Here is a 19,200-nt window from a genome sequence, read left to right as displayed (position 1 = left end):
AGCATGCGCGCGCCCAGCAGCCGTGAGGTATACCAATGCCTGCGTGATGTTGCGATGGGGGTCGAGCCGTTGCAGGTCTGTGCGCGCCCGCGCCCAGACCTGATCGAAGTCAGCAGCGCCGGCTGGCAACTGAGTTTGATCATCGATCACGAAGGCCTCGCCCACTGCGCCAACTGCTGCAACCCGCAAGGTATCAGCAGCAACGGTGACAGCTGGCAGCGCTACGGCACCAACCCGGTCGAGCTGCTGAGCATCTGGGAGCGCCGACAGATCGAGCTACTGCTAGGCCTGGATAGTTAGCGCAAGGCCTGTTCGACAAAGTCCAACCGGTCCTGACCAAAGAACATCTGCCCCTCGATAAAACAGGTCGGCGCACCAAATACGCCGCGCGTGACTGCCTCCTCGGTTGCCGCTTTCAATGCCTGCTTGACTTCGACTTGCGCTGCGAGTTCGGCGAACTGCTGTGGATCGAAACCGCCAGCAGCCAACGTCTGCTCCAACACCTGCGCATCGCCCAGTGCGCGTTGCTCTGCCCAAAGTGCGTTGAACAGCAACGCAAGCAAGGCCTCAAAGCGCTCAGGTGCCTGCAATTGCATACCCGTCAGCCCGCGCATCAACCCCAGGGTATTGAGCGGAAAGCCAGCTGGCAGCCCGAATACCACGCCATAGCGCTGCGCGAACCGCTGCAGGTCGAGCATCATGTAGCGGCCCTTGGCCGGGACCATGACTGGCGATGCGTTGCCGGTCGCCTGGAAGACCCCTCCCAACAGCATCGGCCGATAGACCAGCTGCGCAGCATGGCGCGCGCATAACTCGGGCAGTTGCGTCCAGGCCAGATAACTGGCCGGGCTGCCGAGGTCGAAGAAAAACTCCACGGATTTACTCATCGCTCGATCCTTTGAAGGGCAGTTTTACCAGCGTTCGATCCACGGCCGCAGGTCTAGCTCGAAGGTCCAGGCATCGCGGGGCTGGGCATGCAAAAACCAATAGCTGTCGGCGATGTGCGCAGGGTCGAGGATGCCGTCCTGGTCTTTTTGCGCATACCGCTCAGGGAAATTGTCGCGAATGAAGGCGGTGTCGATGGCCCCATCGACCACTGCATGGGCAACATGGATATTACGCGGCCCCAGCTCCCGCGCCATGCTCTGCGCCAGCGCCCGCAGGCCATGCTTGGCGGTGGCGAACGCGGCAAACCCCGCCGCGCCACGAGTGCCGGCGGTGGCGCCGGTAAAGATGATGCTGCCGCGTTCGCGAGTGACCATGCGCCTGGCCACTGCCTGAGCGGTCAGAAAACCAGCAAAGCAAGCCATCTCCCAGATCTTGTAGAACTTGCGCGGGGTTTCATCGAGGATGCTGCACGGCACATTGGCGCCGATGTTGAAGACGAAGGCTTCAATCGGGCCGATGTCACGCTCGATGGTTTCGATCAGTGTGGCGACATCCTCTTCGCTGCGCGCATCGGAGCCAAAGCCATGCGCCCGGCCACCCTCGGCATGAATCTCGTCCAGCAACGGCTGCAGCTTGGCCGCGTCGCGACGGGTCACACAGGCGATATACCCCTCACGAGCAAAGCGCTTGGCAATGGCTCCGCCGGTCGCATCGCCGGCACCGATCACCAGCACCACCTTGTCTTGTTCAGCCACGGCCACCTCCATTGATGAACGATCATTTAGTAAACGAACGCTATGTTATGATTCGCCCATCGTCAAGCCCGGGCGCGGAGGTCATCTGGATGCGCTACTCCACTGAACACAAACTGCAGACCCGCGAAAAACTCATCGCCAGCAGTGGCGCACTGGCCAAGCGCGGCGGCTTCGCCAGCACCGGCGTGGCTGACTTGATGAAAGCTATTGGCCTCACCGGCGGCGCGTTCTACAACCACTTCCCGTGCAAGGACGACCTGTTCAGCGAGATCGTCCGCCGTGAGCTGAGCAACAGCCCCCTCGCCCGCCTGGCCGCGCGCGGCGCCGAACGCCAGCGTCTGGCCCGCTGCCTGGAGCAGTACCTGAGCCTGGCCCATCTGCATAACGCCGAAGAAGGCTGCCCGCTGCCGCCACTGGCGGTGGAGATCGCCCGCGCCGACCAAACCGTACGCCAGGAGGCAGAGCACTGGTTGGTCGTACTGCATGCAGCCTGGAGCGAGACCCTGGATGATCCTGAACTGGCCTGGGCCTTGATCAGCCAATGTGTCGGCGCGGTGGTGGTCGGGCGCATGCTGGCCAGCGAAACCGTGCAAAGCGAACTGCTTCAGGCCAGCCGCAGCCTGGTCGCCAAGGTGCTCGCTTGAGGCCTGCCCTGCTGCTGTGGCTCAGCCTGGCCCTGGCCCAACCTGCAGCTGCCGCAGACACCTGCCCGGCGGGCCAGTATCAAGTGTGCTTGATGGGCTGTTTCTGCACCCCCTTCGACCCCGGCCAGGCTGGGCAGATTCTGCAGGATGCCGAGCAGATGGCCTCAAGCGGCCTGGTCTTCGCCCTGCAACAAGCTCAGGCCGACGCCACTGCACTCGGCACCGAGCCGATCCCGCTGCATATCCGCGTTCAGTTAGACGCCTGGTACGACTTTGCCGTGCTCGACGCCGTGCGCTACCGGGTCGGTGACCAACAGCAGGTCAGCGCCGCCAATGCCCTGCTGCAAAACCCCGATGTGAACGCGGTGACCTTGATCGACACGGTGATTTTTCGCCATGCCAGCGACGCCGAGAACAACGTCGCGCTATGGGCCCATGAACTCAAGCATGTACAGCAGTATCAGGAGCTGGGCGTCAGCGAGTTCGCCCGGCGCTACACGCGCAACTACAACGAGCTGGAAGCCCCGGCCTACGCGATCGAGGCCGAGGTGGCGGCTGCGTTGCGCAAAAAGCAGTCTGGTCAGGCGCGCTGATCACGCGGCTCCTACTGGCAGAAAAAACTCAATACTCGCTCCGCTGCCGCCGCTGGATCTTCCTGCATGAAGCAATGCCCACCCGCCACCGCCTGGCTGCTCACCTGCGGATTGAGCGCAGCCAGCCGCTGCACCGACGCCAACACAAACGGGTACGTCTGCTCACCATAGAGAATGCACGTAGGCGTGCTGATCCTGGCCAGATTCGACCACAACCGCTGCGGCGACGAACTAAAGATATCGACCTCCCGCGCAGGCCGGCACTTGAGCACGACTCCCTCGCCGCAATCACCGATCGCATGCTCGACGTAGGCACGCAGCGCGGAGTCGTGCCAGCCCTTGAAAATCCCCCTTCCCTGCAACGCAGCGAAGGCCGCCTCGCGGTCAGGCCAGTGGCTGCGGCGGGTAGCTGCCTTGCGCGCAAGTCCATGACTGCGGTGCAGGCCACACAGCCGGGCAGCGCCCATGGTGACGAGCATGCGCTGGCTGAAGATAACCGGGTCGAGCAGCACGGCGCGCTCGAACAACTGCGGATGATCAGCCACGATCAGCCCAGTCAACACGCCACCAAAGCTGTGCCCCAGCGCATAGCGCGGTACCTCGCCGTACTCGCCTCGGCCAGTCTCGAAGGCTTCCACCGCCAGCTGCGCCGAGCGATTCCAGCCGCGAAATTCACCGCCGTGGTCACTGTCGCCGTGGCCCTGCACATCGCTCAGCCACAAGTCGAAGTGATCACCCAGGCGCATCAGCAGGGGTTGATAGGCCAGGCTGCAAAAGCCGTTGCCATGCAGAAAGTGCAACAACGGCTTGCCGCTGGCCGGCGTGCGCCAGCTGCGCAGGGTGAAGCCTTCGGAGCAGTCGTGAGACCAGGGGATCAATTGCATTGCTTGGCTGTACTCGCCGGTTCAGGAAAACGCCGATTGTACAAACAGCAGCGGGTAAAGCGATATCACCAGCAGCACGGCCATCAGGACATTGAACAGCATCAGCCAGCGCGGATTCTGCAGCAGGTTGCGCAAGGCACTGCCGAACATTACCCAGATCCCGACGCTAGGCAGGTTGACCAGAGCGAATACGGCGGCAATCACGATCACGTTGACCACGTAGCCTTGCGCTGGGGTGTAGGTGGTAATGGCGCCAACAGCCATGACCCAGGCCTTCGGATTGACCCACTGAAACGCCGCAGCGCCGAGAAAGGTCATCGGTTTGGCCGTGCTTTTGCCGTTGGCGGAGATCGGTCCGGAGGTAGCGATCTTGTACGCCAGGTACAGCAGGTAGGCGGCGCCGACATAGCGCAATACCGTGTACAGCACAGGCCAGGCCTTGAACACTTCACCCAGACCAAAACCCACACCAAGCACCATCAACATGAAGCCAATGCTGACCCCCAGCGCATGGGGAATGGTCCGCAGCGCGCCGAAGTTGACCCCCGAGGCCAGCAACATGGTGTTGTTGGGCCCCGGAGTGATGGAGGATACGAAGGCGAACAGTACGAACGCCATCAGCAGGTCGAAGGAGGCAAACATGAGCAAGTGTCCCGAGCGGGTAGATGTTGTGCACCCACAGTAGCCCAGCGCCCTCGCCCGCCCACCTATACAGTTAGCCTCAAATAAGCAGATACACATTTTGTACTGCTGGGAGATAGATCAAGGTCGCCGCCACACTGCCGGCGCGATTTGCACCTGCATGGGCAGCAAGCGGTTGTCGAAAAACAACTGTGCCGTGCGCTGCTGCGCGGCGATGATTTCGTCACTGACGGCAAGCACTGGCGACGCCGGACGATGGCTGAAACTGCGCCGCACGACCTCCTCGGGCATACCCATGAAGTCCGCCAATGTGCGGATACTGCCGGCCTCGTCACTGCGGGTCAGCGCCTCGGCCTGGCTTATCTGCTCAAGCAGGTGGCCGACGAATTCGGGGTTGGCTTCGACATAGCCCCGCGCGCCGAGCATGAACGGGCCGATCAGGCCCAAGCCCTGCCCGTCCGCCAGTACCCGCGCCTTGCCTTCGACGTCGATGGCCGAATAGAACGGGTCCCAGATCGCCCAGGCATCGACACTGCCGCGTTCGAACGCCGCGCGGGCATCGGCCGGGGCCAGGTACACCGGTTGCACGTCGCGGATGCTCAAGCCGGCCTTGGCCAGGCTGCGCAACAGCAGGTTGTACGCGCTGGAGCCTTTCTGCAGGGCGATGCGCTTGCCCTTGAGCTCGGCAACGCTGGCCAGCGTGCTGGCTTTGGGCACCAGGATCACTTCGGCTTGCGGTTTGGCCGGCTCGGCGCCGATGTAGAGCAGATCGGCACCGGCCGCCTGGGCGAAGATCGGCGGGATATCGCCGGTCGAGCCGATATCCAGGCTGCCTATGTTGAGCGCCTCGAGCATCTGCGGCCCGGCCGGAAACTCGATCCATTGCACCTTGGTATTGGCAAAGCGCTGCTCGAGCAAACCGTGCTGTTTGGCCAGCACCAGGCTGATCGAGCCCTTCTGGTAGCCGATGCGCAAACTGGCCGGATCTGCCGCTTGCACAGTCCCCGCGAGGGCCAATAGCAGTGCTGCGGCCAAGCGAACAATAGTCATGGCTTACTCCTTCCAGTCGGTCGAAGGTTTTTCCCAGAGGTTGATCCCGCCTTCCACGGCGAACTGGTCGATCTCGGCCAGCTCCTCGGCGCTGAACGCGAGGTTGTCCAGAGCGGCGACGTTCTCGATAATCTGCTCGGGCCGGCTGGCGCCAATCAGGGCCGAACTCACGCGTGGGTCGCGCAAGGTCCACGCCAAGGCCAATTGCGCCAGGCTCTGGCCACGCCGGCGGGCGATTTCATTGAGCGCCTGAGCGCGAGCGATATTGGCTTCGGACAAGTGTTCGGCGCGCAGCGAGCTGCCGCCGGCACGGTTGACCCGAGCATCAGCCGGCACGCCCTGCAGATACTTGTCGGTGAGCAGTCCCTGGGCCAGCGCAGTGAACACGATGACCCCGGCGCCGACCTCTGCGGTGGTGTCGAGCAGGTCCTGTTCGATCCAGCGGTTGAACAGATTATACGAGGGCTGATGGATCAGCAGTGGCACGTTCAGCGCTTGCAGCAATGCTGCGATCTCGCGGGTTTTACCCGCCGAATAGGACGAGATACCGATGTACAGAGCCTTGCCCTGGCGGACAATATCGGCCAGGGCAATCGCGGTTTCTTCCAGCGGCGTGTCGGCGTCGAAACGATGCGAATAGAAGATATCGACGTAGTCAAGACCCAGCCGCGTCAGGCTCTGATCGAGGCTGGAAATCAGGTACTTACGCGAGCTGCCGCCCTGCCCATAGGGCCCAGGCCACATGTCCCAGCCAGCCTTGCTGGAGATGATCAGCTCATCGCGATAGGCGCGCAGGTCTTCGCGCAGCAAGCGGCCAAAGTTGCTTTCGGCGCTGCCGTACGGCGGGCCGTAGTTGTTGGCCAGGTCGAAATGATTGATGCCGGCATCGAACGCCGTGCGCAGCAGCGCGCGCTGGGTATCAATCGGCGTGGCATCGCCAAAGTTGTGCCACAGGCCCAGTGACAACGCCGGCAGGACCAGGCCACTGCGGCCGACGCGGCGGTACGGCATGCGCGCATAGCGCTCGGGGTGGGCGGTGTAGCTCATGGTTGACCTCGTTTGGCAAAGAAGGGATTGGCCGGCACCTGCAAGCCCAGATGCTCACGCAGGGTGCGGCCCTGGTATTCACGGCGGAACAGCCCACGGCGCTGCAGCTCAGGCACGACCCAGCGGGCGAGGTCTTCCAGGCCCTGCGGCAAGTGCGGCACCAGCACGTTGAAACCGTCGGCGGCGGCGCCTTCGAACCAGGCCTGCAGCTCATCGGCGATATGCGTCGGCGTGCCGATCAGGCTGTAGTGGCCGCGGCCACCGGCGATGCGCTGGCCAAGCTGGGCCAGGGTCAGCTGTTCGCTGCCGGCCAGCTCGGTGAGCAACTGCTGGCGGCTGCGCTGGCCGTCTTCGGTCGGTGGCAGGTCAGGCAACGGGCCGTCCAGCGGGTAGCCGGACAGGTCGAAGTTACCGAGCATGCGCCCGAGCAAGGCCACGCCTACCCGGGGGTCGACCAGCGCCTGAAACTGCTCGGCCTTGTCCTGCGCCTCGGCCTCGCTCTGCCCCACTACGATAAACACGCCGGGCATGATCTTCAGCGCATCCGGCTCGCGCCCGTAGCGCGCCAAGCGGCCCTTGAGGTCGGCATAAAATGCTTGCGCCCTGGCCAGTGAAGGCTGCGCGGTAAATACCACTTCGGCAGTTTCGGCCGCCAGCTCGCGTCCGGCCTCGGACGAACCGGCCTGCACCAGCACCGGCCTGCCCTGCGGCGTGCGAGCAACATTGAGCGGGCCTTTGACGCGAAAGTGCTTGCCAACATGCTCAAGGGCACGCACGCCATCGGCGTGATGGAACACGCCACTGGCCTTGTCGCGGACAAACGCATCATCCGCCCAGCTGTCCCACAGGCCCTGCACCACCAGCTGAAACTCGCGAGCGCGGGCATAGCGTTCGCCATGCGGGATGTGCGCACTGCGGCCAAAATTGCCAGCCTCGGCGGCGGCATCCGAAGTGACCAGGTTCCAGCCGGCGCGGCCGGCGGACAAGTGATCGAGCGAGGCAAACTTGCGCGCCACATGGTACGGCTCGTTGTAGCTGGTGGTGGCCGTGGCGATCAGGCCGATGCGCTCGGTAACTGCGCTGAGTGCTGACAGCAATGTCAGTGGCTCGAAGTACACCGAGCGTGCGCTGTGGCTGGCTAGGGCATCACTCGGCGCGGCCACGCTGTCGGCGACGAACAGTGCGTCGAAGCAGGCCGCCTCGGCGGCCTGAGCTACGCGCCGGTAGGTGGCGAAATCCAGCGGATCAGCCGGCACGTCTGGATGACGCCAGGCGGCGACGTGGTGCCCGGTGGCCATGATGAAGGCGCCGAGGCTGAGTTGACGGGGTGCTGTACTCATCGGAGTTACTCGCTGATCGGTGCAAAGAGGCGGCCACAGGACGGGCCGCTCGGTTAGAAGTCCTTGCGCAGTTGCACGCCGAAGTAGCGGCCGTCATCGCGCGGCACCGAGCGATAGATGTAGTCGCCGCCGCTGGAGAGCATCTGTGCGTAAGACTTGTCGCCGAGGTTCTTGCCCAGCAGTGCGACCCGCCAGCCCTCGTTGTAATCGGCCAGGGCAACACTGGCGTTCCAGATGCCGTAGGCACCCTGTACGGTGTCGGGGTTCTGGTCGAGGCTGAACTGCACCGAGTCCTGCCAGCTGTAGTCACTGGCCAACTCGATATCCAGGCCGTTGTCCAGCGGGATCACATAGTCGGCGCGCAGGTAGGTCTTCCAGTCCGGGGTGAACGGCAGGCGGCCGCCGTCGATGTCGCAGCTGGCAGCCGCGCCCGCTGGGCAGTTGAAGTGGTCGACGCGGGCTTTGGTATAGGCCGCTGCGGCGGACAGTTTCAGCTGCGAGGTGACCTGGAAGCTGGCATCCAGCTCGACGCCCTGGGTCTTGACCTTGCCGGCGTTGACCAGGCGGGTGACCACCTGGTTGGCCACGGTGTCGAAGAAGTTGGCCTGGTAGTCGTCGTAGTCGGTATGGAACAGCGCCAGGTTGGCCACCAGGCGGTTGTCCAGCGCAGTGCTCTTGAGGCCGATCTCGTAAGCGTCGGAGGTTTCTGGCTTGAGTGCACCGGTATCGCGCGGCTGCATGTTGAAGAACACGTTGTAGGCCGGCCCCTTGTAACCACGTGAATAGGTCACGTAGCCGGTCAGGTTGTCGTTGAAGTCATATTGCAGGCCAGTGCGGCCGCTCCAACCGTCTTCATCGACCGAGCCCTGACTGGCAGTCGAGGGCTGGATGCCGGTCACCGAGGTCGGCGAGGTGGACACCCGGCGGTGATCGTATTCGAGGTCATCGTGGGTCCAGCGCAGGCCGAAGATGGCCCGCAAATCATCGGTGAAGTTGAAGGTGTTTTCACCGAACAGGGCGACGCTGTCATTGGTGGTCGAATAGTCGGCGCGGCCACTGTTGGCTACGCCGCCGTTGACCGACAGCCGCTGGTAGGTTTCCTGCGATGTGCCATGCATGTAGAACGCGCCCAGCACGTACTCGTTGAACTGGCCCTTGGGCGAGGTCAGGCGAAACTCCTGGCTGTACTGGTCGTAGTCGACAGTGCCTTTGTCATGGGAGGCGGTCAGCGGCAGCAGCGCACGGCGGTCACCGTCCTGATACTGGGTGTTGTCCCAACCGCGCCAGGCGCTGATCGAGGTCAGGGTGTAATCCCCCAGTTGCCAGTCAAGCTGGGCCGAGAAGCCCTGGTTTTCGTCCTCGACGTGGGTCTTGAAATCACTTCTGATGTCGCGGTTGTGCGCGCTCGGCCGGACCGCGCCCAGCTGGTTGCGAAAGGCCGTGCTGGCCTGGGTGACGACGCCACTGGGCAAGGTGTCCTCACCCTTCATGTAGTCGCCGATCAGGGTCAGGCGCAGCTCATCGCTGGGTTCGAATTCAAGCTTGCCGCGCAGGCCTTTGCGCTCATAGCCATTTACATCATGGCCATTGGCGAGGTTCTCCACGTTGCCGTCATAGTCGGCCCACAGCGTGCTCAACGAACCTTTGAGCTGCTCGTTCAAGCGGCCACCGAGGCCAAAGCGCAGACGGTTTTCGTCGCCACCGCCAAAGTGCGAATAGTCGACATAGCCTTGGGTCTGCTCGGGGATGGCTTTGCTGACCACGTTGAGCACGCCGGCGGAGGCGTTTTTGCCGAACAGCGTGCCCTGCGGGCCGCGCAGCACTTCGATGCGTTCCAGATCAAGCAGATCGAGGGTGGATTGGCCTGGTCGGCCAAACACCACGCCGTCGACCACCGTAGCTACGGTCGGCTCGACGCCTGGTGAGGTCGAGATAGTGCCGACGCCACGGATGAACAGAGAGGTGTCCTTGTTCGACGCACCCGCGCGGTAGTTGAGGGTCGGCACCTGCTGGACGATGCTGGCGACGCTGTTGCGGTTATCGCGTTCGAGCTGTTCGCCCTGCACCACCGAGACCGCAACCGGCACTTCCTGCAGGCTCGCCTCGCGGCGTGTAGCGGTCACGGTGACGGCGCTCAGCGCAGTAGCCTGCGGGCTCTGCTGGTCGTCAGCGGCGGCGTGGGCCGACTGGCCAATGGCTACCAGCAGCACGGCTGTTGCCAGTGGTGAACGGCCCGGGAAACGGTTGGCGCGATTCATCGCGCCACGGATGTGATGTGTCTGCATGATGCTCACTGCCCTGAAAGACCAGACTGAATTGAAGTGCTGTCGATGTCTGGTCTCGCTCGTGCGAGTGGCAGTCGGTGGCCAACAGCAGCGCTGTGTTAGCGCTAACATGGACCGAGTATCCAAGCCCGTCGCTTAGCAGGTCAAATACTTAAAAAAACTTTTCTTATTCCATAAAGCTATTTGCGCAGCATGCCTGGGTTAGCGCTAACATCGGCGCTCATTCATTCGAGATGCCCCTGTGAGCCAGCTCAAGGACACCCCTCGTAAGCGCCGCGGTGCGGGCCGCGTCACCCTCGCCCAAGTGGCGCGCGAGGCCGGCGTCTCATCGATCAGCGTGTCTCGCTACTTCAATCAACCCGAGCAGGTTTCGCCGCCCCTGCGTGAGCGCATCAAGGCCGTGGTCGAAGCCTTGGGCTATGTGCCCAATCTGGTAGCCGGCGGGCTGGCTTCGGCACGCGGGCGTATCGTCGGTATGGTCATCCCAAACATCTCCGGGCCGATCTTTGCCCAGACCATCCAGGCCTTCAGCGACACCCTGATCAAGCACGGTTATCAGTTGCTGCTGGCGTCGAGCTATTTCAGCGAAGAACAGGAAGAAAGCGCAGTGCGCGCGTTTCTCGGTTGGTCGCCGGCGGCACTGGTGGTCACCAGCCAGTTTCACAGCCCGGCCACCGAGAAGATGCTGGCAGAGGCCGATGTACCGGTCGTGGAAATCTGGGACTACTGTCCCGAGCGGGAGCCATTGCAGGTAGGTTTTCTGCACTTCGAGGTCGGCGTGCAGGCCTGCCGCTATCTGCTCGACAAGGGCCACCGGCGCATCGCCTTCGTGCAGAACAGCGCGGCCGGCGACTTCAGTGCGCTGCAACGGCGCGATGGTTATGCGCAAACCTTGCGCGATGCCGGGCTGGAGCCGTGGTTCTTCGTGCCGACGGCGGACAGCGCTCCGTTCGAGGCGGGCAAGCAGGCGATGCAGGCCTTGATCCGCCGCGAGCCGCGCCCGGATGCGATCATCTTTGCCAACGACAACTTGGCCGCCGGCGCGGTGCTCGCCGGCCAGCGCGCCGGCCTGAAGCTGCCCGAAGACATGGCCATCATGGGCTTTGGTGACTACGCCTTTGCTGATTTGCTGCTGCCAAGCCTGACCACCTTGCGCCCGCCCTCGCGGGAGATCGGCGAGATCGCGGCGCTGCGCGTCCTGCAGCACCTGGGAGCAATCGCCGTGGATGGCGATGTGCCGCGGCTGAACCTGTTGCACTGCGAGCTGATCGCGCGCGAAAGTGCCTGACATCCCGCATAAAGCGCTCGCAATCAGCCCTGCCACCGGGCACCCTTGTGCTCCCTGCAAACGGATCGACCTAGCAATGGCTAAATGGCTGGAAGGCGGCGGATTGATGGCCGAACGCATCCGCGCCCACGATTGGGCGGAAACTGCGCTCGGGCCTATGGAAAGCTGGCCCGACGTGCTCAAGACCACCCTGTCGCTGTGCCTTAACTCACGGTTCGCTCAGGCAGTGCTATGGGGCGAGCAGATGCTCACTCTGCACAACGATGCCTTCAGCGATATCCTGGGCGGCAAACCACTGGCCTTGGGCATTCCCTTCAGCGAAGTCTGGCAGGAGGCGTGGAGCGACATCGGAGTACTTGCCGAGCGCGCCCTTGCCGGCGAAGCGGTGTTCATCGATAACTTTCCACTGCTGATTGATCGCCAGCGCGGTACCGAACGCGCTTATTTCACGTTCTGCTACAGCCCGATCCGCGACCACAATGGCGAATTGGTCGGCATGCTCGATACGGTCACTGAGACCACCGCGACAGTGGTCGCCAATCAGCGCCTGAATTTTCTCGACGGTCTGAGCCGTTCCTTGGCCGACGCCACCGAGCCTGACCTGATCATGGCCACCACCACCCGTCTACTGGTCGGACATCTCGGCCTGTCCAGCTGTGCCTACGCCGTCATGGACGCAGATCAGGACGGTTTCACCATTTGCGGCGATGCCGTCGCGACCGGCTCACCACGGTTGGTGGGCCACTATCGGCTGGCTGATTTCGGCAGCATGGCGGTCAGCCAGCTGCGCGCCGGTCGGGCGTTGGTGATCGACGACAACCTCAGCCAACTGCTGCCACATGAGGCCGCGACATTCCAGGCCATTGGCATCACTGCGACCATCTGCATGCCGCTGATCAAGGACGGTCGGCTGACCGCACTGATGGCCATCCATGACCGCCAACCGCGCCACTGGACGGCTTACGAGCAGGGGCTCATCAGCGAAGTCACCGAGCGCTGCTGGGCGCATATCCAGCGGGTCCAGGCCGTTGCCGAGGTGCGCGCCAGCGCCGCCGCCCTCGAAGCACTCAATGCCAGCCTGGAACAGCGTGTCGAAGAGCGCACCGAGCAATTGCTGCAAACCGAAGCAGTCCTGCGCCAGTCGCAAAAGCTCGAAGCCATCGGCCAGCTGACCGGAGGCGTGGCGCACGACTTCAATAATCTACTGACCATCATTCGCTCGTCGCTGCACTTCCTGAAACGTCCCGACCTGGAAGACAGCCGCCGCCAGCGCTATCTGCAAACCATGATCGAGACGGTTGAGCGTGGCTCGAAACTGACCGGCCAGCTGCTCGCCTTTGCCCGGCGCCAAGCGCTCAGCCCGCAGATATTCGAGGTTGGCCACCGCCTGCAAGCCATGGCCGACATGCTCGATACCGCCACCGGTGCGCGGGTCAACGTGGTACTGGAACTGCCCCAGACGCCGTGTTTTGTCCACGCTGACCCAGGCCAGCTGGAGACGGCAGTGCTCAACCTGATGATCAACGGCCGTGATGCGTTGAGTGCAGTGGGCACGCTGGTGCTGCGGCTGGACGCCAACCAGAGCATGCCTGCGCAACCGGGTGATCATCTGCAGGCGGGGGCGTTTGCCGCGATTTCGGTGTTCGACAATGGCACGGGTATTGCGCCAGAGCTGCTGGAGCGGATTTTTGACCCCTTCTTCACCACCAAGCCGGCCGGTGAAGGCACCGGCCTGGGCTTGTCGCAGGTATTTGGCTTCGCCAAGCAGTCGGGCGGCGATGTGCAGGTGATCAGCCGACCTGGCCAGGGCACCACGTTTACCCTGTACTTGCCTCAGGAGGTTCCGTCAGTGGGCTGTTGAGCGCGAGCAACTGGGCCAGACTCTCAGCCAGTTCGGCCCGGCGAAACGGCTTGCGCAGAACAGCAAAGCCATTCAACTCACGCGGGGTCAGATTGGCGTAACCGGTAATGATCAACACCGGCAACTGTGGGTGCCGCTGCCGTAGTCGTTGAGCGAACTCGGCACCGGTCTCATCGGCCATGATCTGGTCGGTCACCAATACATCCATCACCAACCCATCGGCCAGCAACTGCCGCGCCTGGGCGGGGCTCGCTGCCTCAGCCACCTGGTAGCCCAGATCACGCAATTGCAAAGCCGTCGCGTTACGCACGATGTCCTCGTCATCCACCAGCAGTACTTGCAGCGGCCCCTGCGCCATGATGTCCTCGGCGCCCTCGGCGAGCGGTTCGCTGACTTGACCGCGACTCACCGGCAACCACAATGTCGCCTGGGTCCCCTGTCCCGGCTGCGATTTGATGACAAAGCCACCGCCTGATTGGGCTGCCAGGCCCTGCACCATGGGCAAGCCAAGCCCGGTACCTTTGCCGACCTGCTTGGTCGAATAGAACGGTTCAAAGCAACGTCCCAGCACTTCCTGACTCATGCCGCAGCCGCTGTCGCGCACCTGCAGCCAGACCTGCCGGCCATGCACGTTCTCAGGCCAGGTCGGGTCGTCTTCGCCAACCCCAGCGGCCAGATACACCCGCCCGCCATTGCTCATGGCGTCGCGCGCGTTGATCACCAGGTTGAGCAAGGCAAGCTCCAGGTGATGCGGATCGACCAGCACATTGGGCAACTGCGGATCGATCTGCACCACGACTTCGATGGTCGGTCCCAGCGAGCGCGCGATCAACTCGTGCATCTCATCGACCAGCGTTGCCAGGCAAACAGCCTGTGGCTTGAGCGTCTGCCGACGAGCGAAACTGAGCAGGCGCCCGACCAGAATCCGCGCGCGGTCGGCTGCCTGCAGTGCGCCATCGATCAAGCGCACCGAACGCTGGGCATCTTCAGGGTGGCGACGGATCAGCTCGAGCGAGGCAATGATCGGTGTGAGCATATTGTTGAAATCATGAGCGATGCCGCCCGTGAGCTGGCCAATCATCTCCATCTTGCTGGCTTCATGCAGTTGCCGGTTGGCTTCTTCGCGTTCGGCGAGCATGGACGAGACGCGCTCTTCGAGGCATTCGTTGAGCGCCATCAGCTCGGCAAAGGTCGCCTCAAGGTGCGCGCTGCTGGCGCGCAAAGCCCGTTCGGAGCGGGCATGGGTGATCGCTTGCCAAACCCGCTTGGCGGTGTCCTCGAGCAGCAGGCACTGGTCTTTGTCGACGAAGTGCGGTTGCGCAAACTCGACGCCAAGCATGGCCTCCAGCCTGTTGCCGCGCAGCACCGGCACATACACGCTGGCAGTCTCGGCAGCGTTTACGATAAAGCCGCGGCCCAGCTGTTCGGGCAGTTGCGCGGCAATGTCCGCATAGCGCAGCTCACCAATCCTGGAACTCGCACCATTGACCCAGTCGCGGGCAATCCGCACCTGCAGGTCATCGCCCTGCGCCTCGGCGAGAAATACCCGCGCCGCGCCCAGTTGCTGGCCTACCCGCTCAATGGCATACGCCTCGATTTGTTCCGGCTCGTTCAGCTCCGGCAGGGCCTGCCCCAGCTCCAGCAGAAAACTCTGCCGGCGCTCGAACTGCACCCGCTCGGTCGTCTCTGCGACGATGCACAGCACGCCACCGACAGTGCCGTCGATCTCGTGCACTGCCGAATAGGAAACATCGAAATAAGCCGTCTCTCCATAGCCGCTACGCTCGATGTAAAAGGGCCGATCTTTCGCCGAAAAAGTCTGCCCGGTGTTGCGCACGCCGCTCAGCAGCGGTTCGAGGTCATCCCAAAGCTCTGTCCAGTTTTCCTGAGCGGGGCGGCCCAGTGCTAGCGGGTGCTTGGCGCCAATCGTGGGTGTGTAGGCATCGTTGTACAGCGCAACATATTCAGGCCCCCAGAACAGCACGATCTGCGCCTGGGCTGGCAAGATGGTTGCCATCAGCGTCTTCAGGCTGGACGACCACTGTCGGGGAGCGCCCAAGGGCGAGCACGACCAATCCATGGTCTGGATCAGGCTGCTTACAATCCCGCCCTCTAGCAGGAACGGAGGGTTCGTCTGGTCGGGGTGCTTATCCTGATCTGATTTCATCTTTTGCTGACCATCGATTCCCAAGGCGCGTTGTCCTCCATCTGCTGAATAGGAGATCAAACCGGCGCAGACGTTCCGTGCCATTTTGTACTAGGTCGGACAAAACGGCCGACAGTAGCGCTCACCAGGCTGGTGCAGGGCGTTACAGCGCGCCCCATTGCATGGCACAGACTCACCACGCATGGCGCTGTACTCGCGTGCCTGCGGGCATTTGCCAGGCCGGCACGAAGCTTGCCTGCCAAGACCTTTCAGGCCGAGTTCAGCCTTAGGTTTTTTAACGTTCATGAGTACATATTTACTAATTTCTCGTTCGCCAGCCAGCCGCCATCATCCCTCCAACAAGAACACGTCGCCCATTGCCGGCGCGTACCCGGGGATCTCCCGACGCCCCTCCTTGCCTTGGAGTCAGTCATGACCAGTGCAGCCAATTCGGCCCCTCTGATAGAAAAACATACAATCGGCTATGTACCGCCGCAGGATCGCCACGGAAAGGTCAGGGATCTGTTCACCCTCTGGTTCGGTGGCAATATCGCGCCGCTGCCGATCGTCACCGGCGCGCTCGGCGTGCAGCTGTTTCACCTGAACCTGGTGTGGGGCATCGTCGCCATTCTGGTTGGCCACCTGCTCGGTGGCGTGCTAATGGCGCTGCATTCGGCGCAGGGGCCGCAGATGGGCATCCCGCAGATGATTCAGAGCCGCGCCCAGTTCGGCTCGCTCGGCGCCCTGCTGGTGGTGGTGATTGCCGGAGTCATGTACATCGGCTTCTTCGCATCCAACATCGTTCTTGCCGGCAAGTCACTGCACGGTGTCGCGGAGTCGATTCCGGTATCGGTCGGCATCGTGGTCGGGGCGCTGGGATCGGGCATCATCGGCATCATCGGTTACCGCTTCATCCATGTGCTCAACCGTATCGGCACCTGGGTATTGGGCATCGGTATCGTGGTCGGCTTTGGCTATATCTTCAGCCATGTACAAAGCGACGACTTCCTCACCCGCGGCAGCTTCAACCTGGCCGGCTGGCTGGCCACCGTCTCGCTCGCCGCACTGTGGCAGATCGCCTTTGCGCCGTACGTGTCCGACTACTCGCGCTACCTCCCAGCCGACGTCAAAGTCTCTTCGACGTTCTGGAGCACCTACCTCGGTTCAGCGCTCGGTTCGAGCCTGTCGTTCGTGTTCGGCGCTGTAGCCGTGCTGGCAATCCCGGCCGGGATGGACACCATGGACGCGGTGAAGATGGCCACCGGCGCCATAGGCCCGTTGATGCTGGTGCTGTTCCTGCTCAGCGTGATCAGCCATAACGCACTCAACCTGTATGGTGCGGTGCTGTCGATCATCACCCTGATCCAGACCTTCGCCTGGCGCTGGATCCCCACCGCCAAGAGCCGCGCGGTGCTGTCGCTGATCGTCCTTGCAGCCTGCTGCGTGGTGGCAGTGTTTGCTTCGGCGGACTTTATCGGCCACTTCGTCGACATGGTGCTGGTGCTGCTGGTGGTACTGGTGCCGTGGACCGCGATCAACCTGATCGACTTCTACGTGATCCACAAGGGCGACTACGACATCGAGTCGATCTTCAAGGTCGATGGCGGTATCTACGGCCGCTACAACCCGCAGGCGCTGCTGGCCTATGCCGTAGGCATCATCGTGCAGATCCCGTTCATGAACACCCCACTGTATGTCGGCCCGGTGTCCGAGCACATCAACGGCGCCGACCTGTCGTGGCTGGTCGGCCTGCTGATCACCTCGCCGCTGTACTGGTGGTTGGCCAGCCGCGACAGCGCCTATCGTCGTCGCCAGACCAGCGCCAAACTGGCTGCAACTGCCTGAGCCAAGGCCATCACGGGCTGGCCTCGCGCCGGCCCGGTTTGGCTACAGCCGCTCGCGCAGAAACTCGACAAAGGCCTGCACCGGCCGAGCGATTTGGCGGTGCTGCGGATACACCGCCGACAGCTGTAGCGGCGGCGGTGTCCAGGCCTCGAGCAGCTTGACCAGACGCCCATCGGCCAGCGCCTGCTCGACAATGAAGGCCGGCAAGTAGGTCACCCCCATCCCGGCAATCGCCGCATCTCTCAATAGCTCGCCATTGTTGGCCCGCATGCGCCCACTGACGGCGATCGCCTGCAGTGTCTTGCCCTGGCCCTTGAACTGCCACTGCACCTGGCGTGAATGACCATAGGGCAGGCAATCATGCTCGCGCAGCGCTTCGGGTTCGAGCGGTGTGCCGCGCGCGGCTAGATAGCCCGGGCTGGCACAATACACCCGCTCGATACTTGCAATACGCCGCGCAACCAGGCTTGAGTCCTCTAACGTGCCAATTCGCAGCGCCAGGTCGTAGCCCTCGCCGATCAGGTCCACTGCGCGGTCGCTAAGGTCGATCTCGACGATCAACTGCGCATGCAGTTGCAGAAACTCGGTGAGCAAGCTGCCCATATGGCTGATGGCAAACGACAGCGGCGCGCTCAAGCGCAGGGTCCCGCGCAGAACCTGGGTCTGGCCACTGATGTCCTGCTCGGCCTGCTGCATCTCGCCGAGCAGGCGCACGGCTGAATCGAAGTACTGCTGGCCCAGCGGGGTTGCGTCCAGGCGCCGGGTCGAACGGTTGAGCAAGCGTACGCCGAGGCGTTCTTCAAGCTGCATCAGGCGCCGGCTGACCGACTGCTTGGACATGCCCAGCAGGTCGGCTGCCGCGGTGAAGCTACCGGCCTGCATGACCTGGGTGAAAATGCGCATGTCTTCGTATGGGTTCATCGGGTTGCTCTTGGTGACGGTCGAGCGCTTTATAGCGGCTTTTGTCTGCCTGGGCATCTATTGGTTTAGTGGTTGATCGAAACGCCTCGGGATCGTTGAACTGAATCAGTCGCTTGATGATAGATCCAGATAAAGCTCACCTTGCTGTATTGGCGCAGGATTGTCACCCTGAACCTGACAGTTAATCTCTTAAAAGCTAGTTTTTCATTATGCTGAGCGACAGTAAGATTCATCCATCAACAGCCCAAAGCCTTCCCGGCGCAGGCTCACAGGAGAATCACCATGCTCACACTTCGCAAAGCACAAGACCGCGGCCTGGGCTTTCATGGCTGGCTGAAATCGTTTCACACCTTCTCCTTCGGCAGCTATCGCGACCCTGAAGAGCAAGGCTTCTCCGACCTGCTGGTAATCAACGACGACCGCGTCTCGCCCGGCCAGGGCTTCGGTCAGCATCCGCACCGGGACATGGAGATTTTTTCCTACGTGCTGGAAGGCGCGCTGGAACATAAGGACACGCTCGGCACCGGCTCGGTGATCCGCCCCGGTGACGTGCAACTGATGAGTGCCGGCCACGGTGTTGCCCATAGCGAGTTCAACCACAGCCATGACGAGTCGGTGCATTTTCTACAGATCTGGATCGTGCCGCAGGTCAAAGGCGCCGAGCCGCGCTATCAGCAGCAGCACTTCAGCGCTGCTGACAAACGTGGCCGCTTGCGCCTGATCATCTCGCCGAATGGTGCACAGGGCTCGCTGCAGGTGCGCCAGGATGCCAAGGTCTATGCCGGGCTGTTCGACGGTGATGAGCGTGCCAGCTTGAAGCTGCCGGACAACCGCCATGCTTATGTGCATGTTGCCCGCGGCAGCATCGAGCTGAACGGCCAGCTGCTCAGCGAAGGTGACGGCGTGCGGCTACGCCAGGAGCAGGTGCTGAGCCTGGCCAACGGCCACGACGCCGAAGTGCTGGTATTTGACCTGCGCCCGAACGAGCTGCCTGGGATGGCATGAGCAGAG

Annotated in this window: 17 protein-coding genes; 7 read left to right on the top strand and 10 right to left on the bottom strand. The window is 62.7% G+C overall.

Going from position 1 to position 19,200, the window contains the following annotated elements; all coding sequences use genetic code 11:
- The first annotated feature begins 3 nt into the window (after positions 1-3).
- Positions 4-300 (top strand): DUF7693 family protein, encoded by a 297-nt coding sequence (locus HU736_RS03110; RefSeq protein ID WP_186698465.1) that lies wholly within the window; start codon positions 4-6, stop codon positions 298-300.
- On the opposite strand, the gene HU736_RS03105 is transcribed toward HU736_RS03110, so the two are convergent.
- Positions 297-887 (bottom strand): 2-hydroxychromene-2-carboxylate isomerase, encoded by a 591-nt coding sequence (locus HU736_RS03105; protein ID WP_186698467.1) that lies wholly within the window; start codon positions 885-887, stop codon positions 297-299. The two genes, HU736_RS03110 and HU736_RS03105, sit on opposite strands and share 4 nt — an antisense overlap.
- A 24-nt stretch (positions 888-911) precedes the next feature.
- On the bottom strand, positions 912-1,643 hold the full coding sequence (locus HU736_RS03100) for an SDR family oxidoreductase (RefSeq protein ID WP_103438754.1): 732 nt from the start codon (positions 1,641-1,643) through the stop codon (positions 912-914).
- An 89-nt stretch (positions 1,644-1,732) separates the two neighbouring features.
- On the opposite strand from HU736_RS03100, the gene HU736_RS03095 reads away from it, so the two are divergent.
- Both HU736_RS03095 and HU736_RS03090 read left to right on the top strand, forming a co-directional pair.
- On the top strand, positions 1,733-2,287 hold the full coding sequence (locus HU736_RS03095; RefSeq protein WP_103438753.1) for a TetR/AcrR family transcriptional regulator: 555 nt from the start codon (positions 1,733-1,735) through the stop codon (positions 2,285-2,287).
- The gene (locus HU736_RS03090) at positions 2,284-2,880 is read left to right on the top strand and encodes an eCIS core domain-containing protein (RefSeq protein ID WP_225912964.1); all 597 of its coding nucleotides are present in this window, start codon (positions 2,284-2,286) and stop codon (positions 2,878-2,880) included. Before HU736_RS03095 ends, HU736_RS03090 begins: the two co-directional genes overlap by 4 nt.
- A gap of 11 nt (positions 2,881-2,891) precedes the next feature.
- Here HU736_RS03090 and HU736_RS03085 read toward each other — a convergent pair whose 3' ends face one another.
- From HU736_RS03085 to HU736_RS03060, 6 genes are all read right to left on the bottom strand, one after another.
- Complete coding sequence (locus tag HU736_RS03085) at positions 2,892-3,764, bottom strand: alpha/beta fold hydrolase (RefSeq protein WP_186698471.1); 873 nt, start codon at positions 3,762-3,764, stop codon at positions 2,892-2,894.
- A 21-nt stretch (positions 3,765-3,785) separates the two neighbouring features.
- Positions 3,786-4,406, bottom strand: coding sequence for a LysE family translocator (locus HU736_RS03080; protein ID WP_103437089.1), 621 nt, complete (start codon positions 4,404-4,406; stop codon positions 3,786-3,788).
- Between the two features lie 120 nt (positions 4,407-4,526).
- The gene (locus tag HU736_RS03075; RefSeq protein WP_186698473.1) at positions 4,527-5,456 is read right to left on the bottom strand and encodes an aliphatic sulfonate ABC transporter substrate-binding protein; all 930 of its coding nucleotides are present in this window, start codon (positions 5,454-5,456) and stop codon (positions 4,527-4,529) included.
- 3 nt (positions 5,457-5,459) lie between these two features.
- On the bottom strand, positions 5,460-6,503 hold the full coding sequence (gene mgrA / locus HU736_RS03070) for an L-glyceraldehyde 3-phosphate reductase (RefSeq protein ID WP_181107242.1): 1,044 nt from the start codon (positions 6,501-6,503) through the stop codon (positions 5,460-5,462).
- Entirely contained in the window at positions 6,500-7,843 is a 1,344-nt protein-coding gene (locus HU736_RS03065) for an LLM class flavin-dependent oxidoreductase (RefSeq protein WP_186698475.1), read from the bottom strand. The genes mgrA and HU736_RS03065 overlap by 4 nt, the downstream gene beginning before the upstream one ends.
- Positions 7,844-7,896: 53 nt before the next feature.
- Positions 7,897-10,101 carry a TonB-dependent receptor gene (locus tag HU736_RS03060; RefSeq protein WP_186698542.1) on the bottom strand — a complete coding sequence of 735 codons (2,205 nt, stop codon included), beginning with the start codon at positions 10,099-10,101 and terminating at the stop codon, positions 7,897-7,899.
- A 268-nt stretch (positions 10,102-10,369) separates the two neighbouring features.
- On the opposite strand from HU736_RS03060, the gene HU736_RS03055 reads away from it, so the two are divergent.
- Positions 10,370-11,416: a LacI family DNA-binding transcriptional regulator gene (locus HU736_RS03055; protein ID WP_186698477.1), complete on the top strand. Its 1,047-nt coding sequence runs from the start codon at positions 10,370-10,372 to the stop codon at positions 11,414-11,416.
- Between the two features lie 76 nt (positions 11,417-11,492).
- The gene (locus HU736_RS03050; RefSeq protein ID WP_186698479.1) at positions 11,493-13,277 is read left to right on the top strand and encodes a sensor histidine kinase; all 1,785 of its coding nucleotides are present in this window, start codon (positions 11,493-11,495) and stop codon (positions 13,275-13,277) included.
- Here HU736_RS03050 and HU736_RS03045 read toward each other — a convergent pair.
- Positions 13,234-15,444 (bottom strand): ATP-binding protein, encoded by a 2,211-nt coding sequence (locus HU736_RS03045; protein WP_103438752.1) that lies wholly within the window; start codon positions 15,442-15,444, stop codon positions 13,234-13,236. The genes HU736_RS03050 and HU736_RS03045 overlap by 44 nt on opposite strands.
- A 411-nt stretch (positions 15,445-15,855) precedes the next feature.
- Here HU736_RS03045 and HU736_RS03040 point away from each other — a divergent pair, with 411 nt between their 5' ends.
- The gene (locus tag HU736_RS03040) at positions 15,856-17,268 is read left to right on the top strand and encodes a purine-cytosine permease family protein (RefSeq protein ID WP_186698482.1); all 1,413 of its coding nucleotides are present in this window, start codon (positions 15,856-15,858) and stop codon (positions 17,266-17,268) included.
- Positions 17,269-17,310: 42 nt separating this feature from the next.
- On the opposite strand, the gene HU736_RS03035 is transcribed toward HU736_RS03040, so the two are convergent.
- Positions 17,311-18,189, bottom strand: a complete 879-nt coding sequence (locus HU736_RS03035) for a LysR family transcriptional regulator (RefSeq protein WP_186698484.1) — start codon at positions 18,187-18,189, stop codon at positions 17,311-17,313.
- Between the two features lie 282 nt (positions 18,190-18,471).
- On the opposite strand from HU736_RS03035, the gene HU736_RS03030 reads away from it, so the two are divergent.
- Complete coding sequence (locus HU736_RS03030; protein ID WP_103437080.1) at positions 18,472-19,194, top strand: pirin family protein; 723 nt, start codon at positions 18,472-18,474, stop codon at positions 19,192-19,194.
- Positions 19,195-19,200 lie beyond the last annotated feature (6 nt).

Origin of the sequence: Pseudomonas shirazensis, assembly GCF_014268785.2 — a bacterium.
GTDB lineage: Bacteria > Pseudomonadota > Gammaproteobacteria > Pseudomonadales > Pseudomonadaceae > Aquipseudomonas > Aquipseudomonas shirazensis.
Note: the sequence above shows the minus strand (reverse complement) of the source record. Positions and strands in the feature narration are given on the sequence as shown.

Coding starts and splice junctions, on each gene's coding strand:
- HU736_RS03110 (WP_186698465.1), top strand. CDS start 4: ATGCGCGCGCCCAGCAGCCGTGAGGTATACCAATGCCTGCGTGATGTT.
- HU736_RS03105 (WP_186698467.1), bottom strand. CDS start 887: ATGAGTAAATCCGTGGAGTTTTTCTTCGACCTCGGCAGCCCGGCCAGT.
- HU736_RS03095 (WP_103438753.1), top strand. CDS start 1,733: ATGCGCTACTCCACTGAACACAAACTGCAGACCCGCGAAAAACTCATC.
- HU736_RS03085 (WP_186698471.1), bottom strand. CDS start 3,764: ATGCAATTGATCCCCTGGTCTCACGACTGCTCCGAAGGCTTCACCCTG.
- HU736_RS03080 (WP_103437089.1), bottom strand. CDS start 4,406: ATGTTTGCCTCCTTCGACCTGCTGATGGCGTTCGTACTGTTCGCCTTC.
- HU736_RS03075 (WP_186698473.1), bottom strand. CDS start 5,456: ATGACTATTGTTCGCTTGGCCGCAGCACTGCTATTGGCCCTCGCGGGG.
- mgrA (WP_181107242.1), bottom strand. CDS start 6,503: ATGAGCTACACCGCCCACCCCGAGCGCTATGCGCGCATGCCGTACCGC.
- HU736_RS03065 (WP_186698475.1), bottom strand. CDS start 7,843: ATGAGTACAGCACCCCGTCAACTCAGCCTCGGCGCCTTCATCATGGCC.
- HU736_RS03060 (WP_186698542.1), bottom strand. CDS start 10,101: ATGAATCGCGCCAACCGTTTCCCGGGCCGTTCACCACTGGCAACAGCC.
- HU736_RS03050 (WP_186698479.1), top strand. CDS start 11,493: ATGGCTAAATGGCTGGAAGGCGGCGGATTGATGGCCGAACGCATCCGC.
- HU736_RS03045 (WP_103438752.1), bottom strand. CDS start 15,444: ATGAAATCAGATCAGGATAAGCACCCCGACCAGACGAACCCTCCGTTC.
- HU736_RS03040 (WP_186698482.1), top strand. CDS start 15,856: ATGACCAGTGCAGCCAATTCGGCCCCTCTGATAGAAAAACATACAATC.
- HU736_RS03035 (WP_186698484.1), bottom strand. CDS start 18,189: ATGAACCCATACGAAGACATGCGCATTTTCACCCAGGTCATGCAGGCC.
- HU736_RS03030 (WP_103437080.1), top strand. CDS start 18,472: ATGCTCACACTTCGCAAAGCACAAGACCGCGGCCTGGGCTTTCATGGC.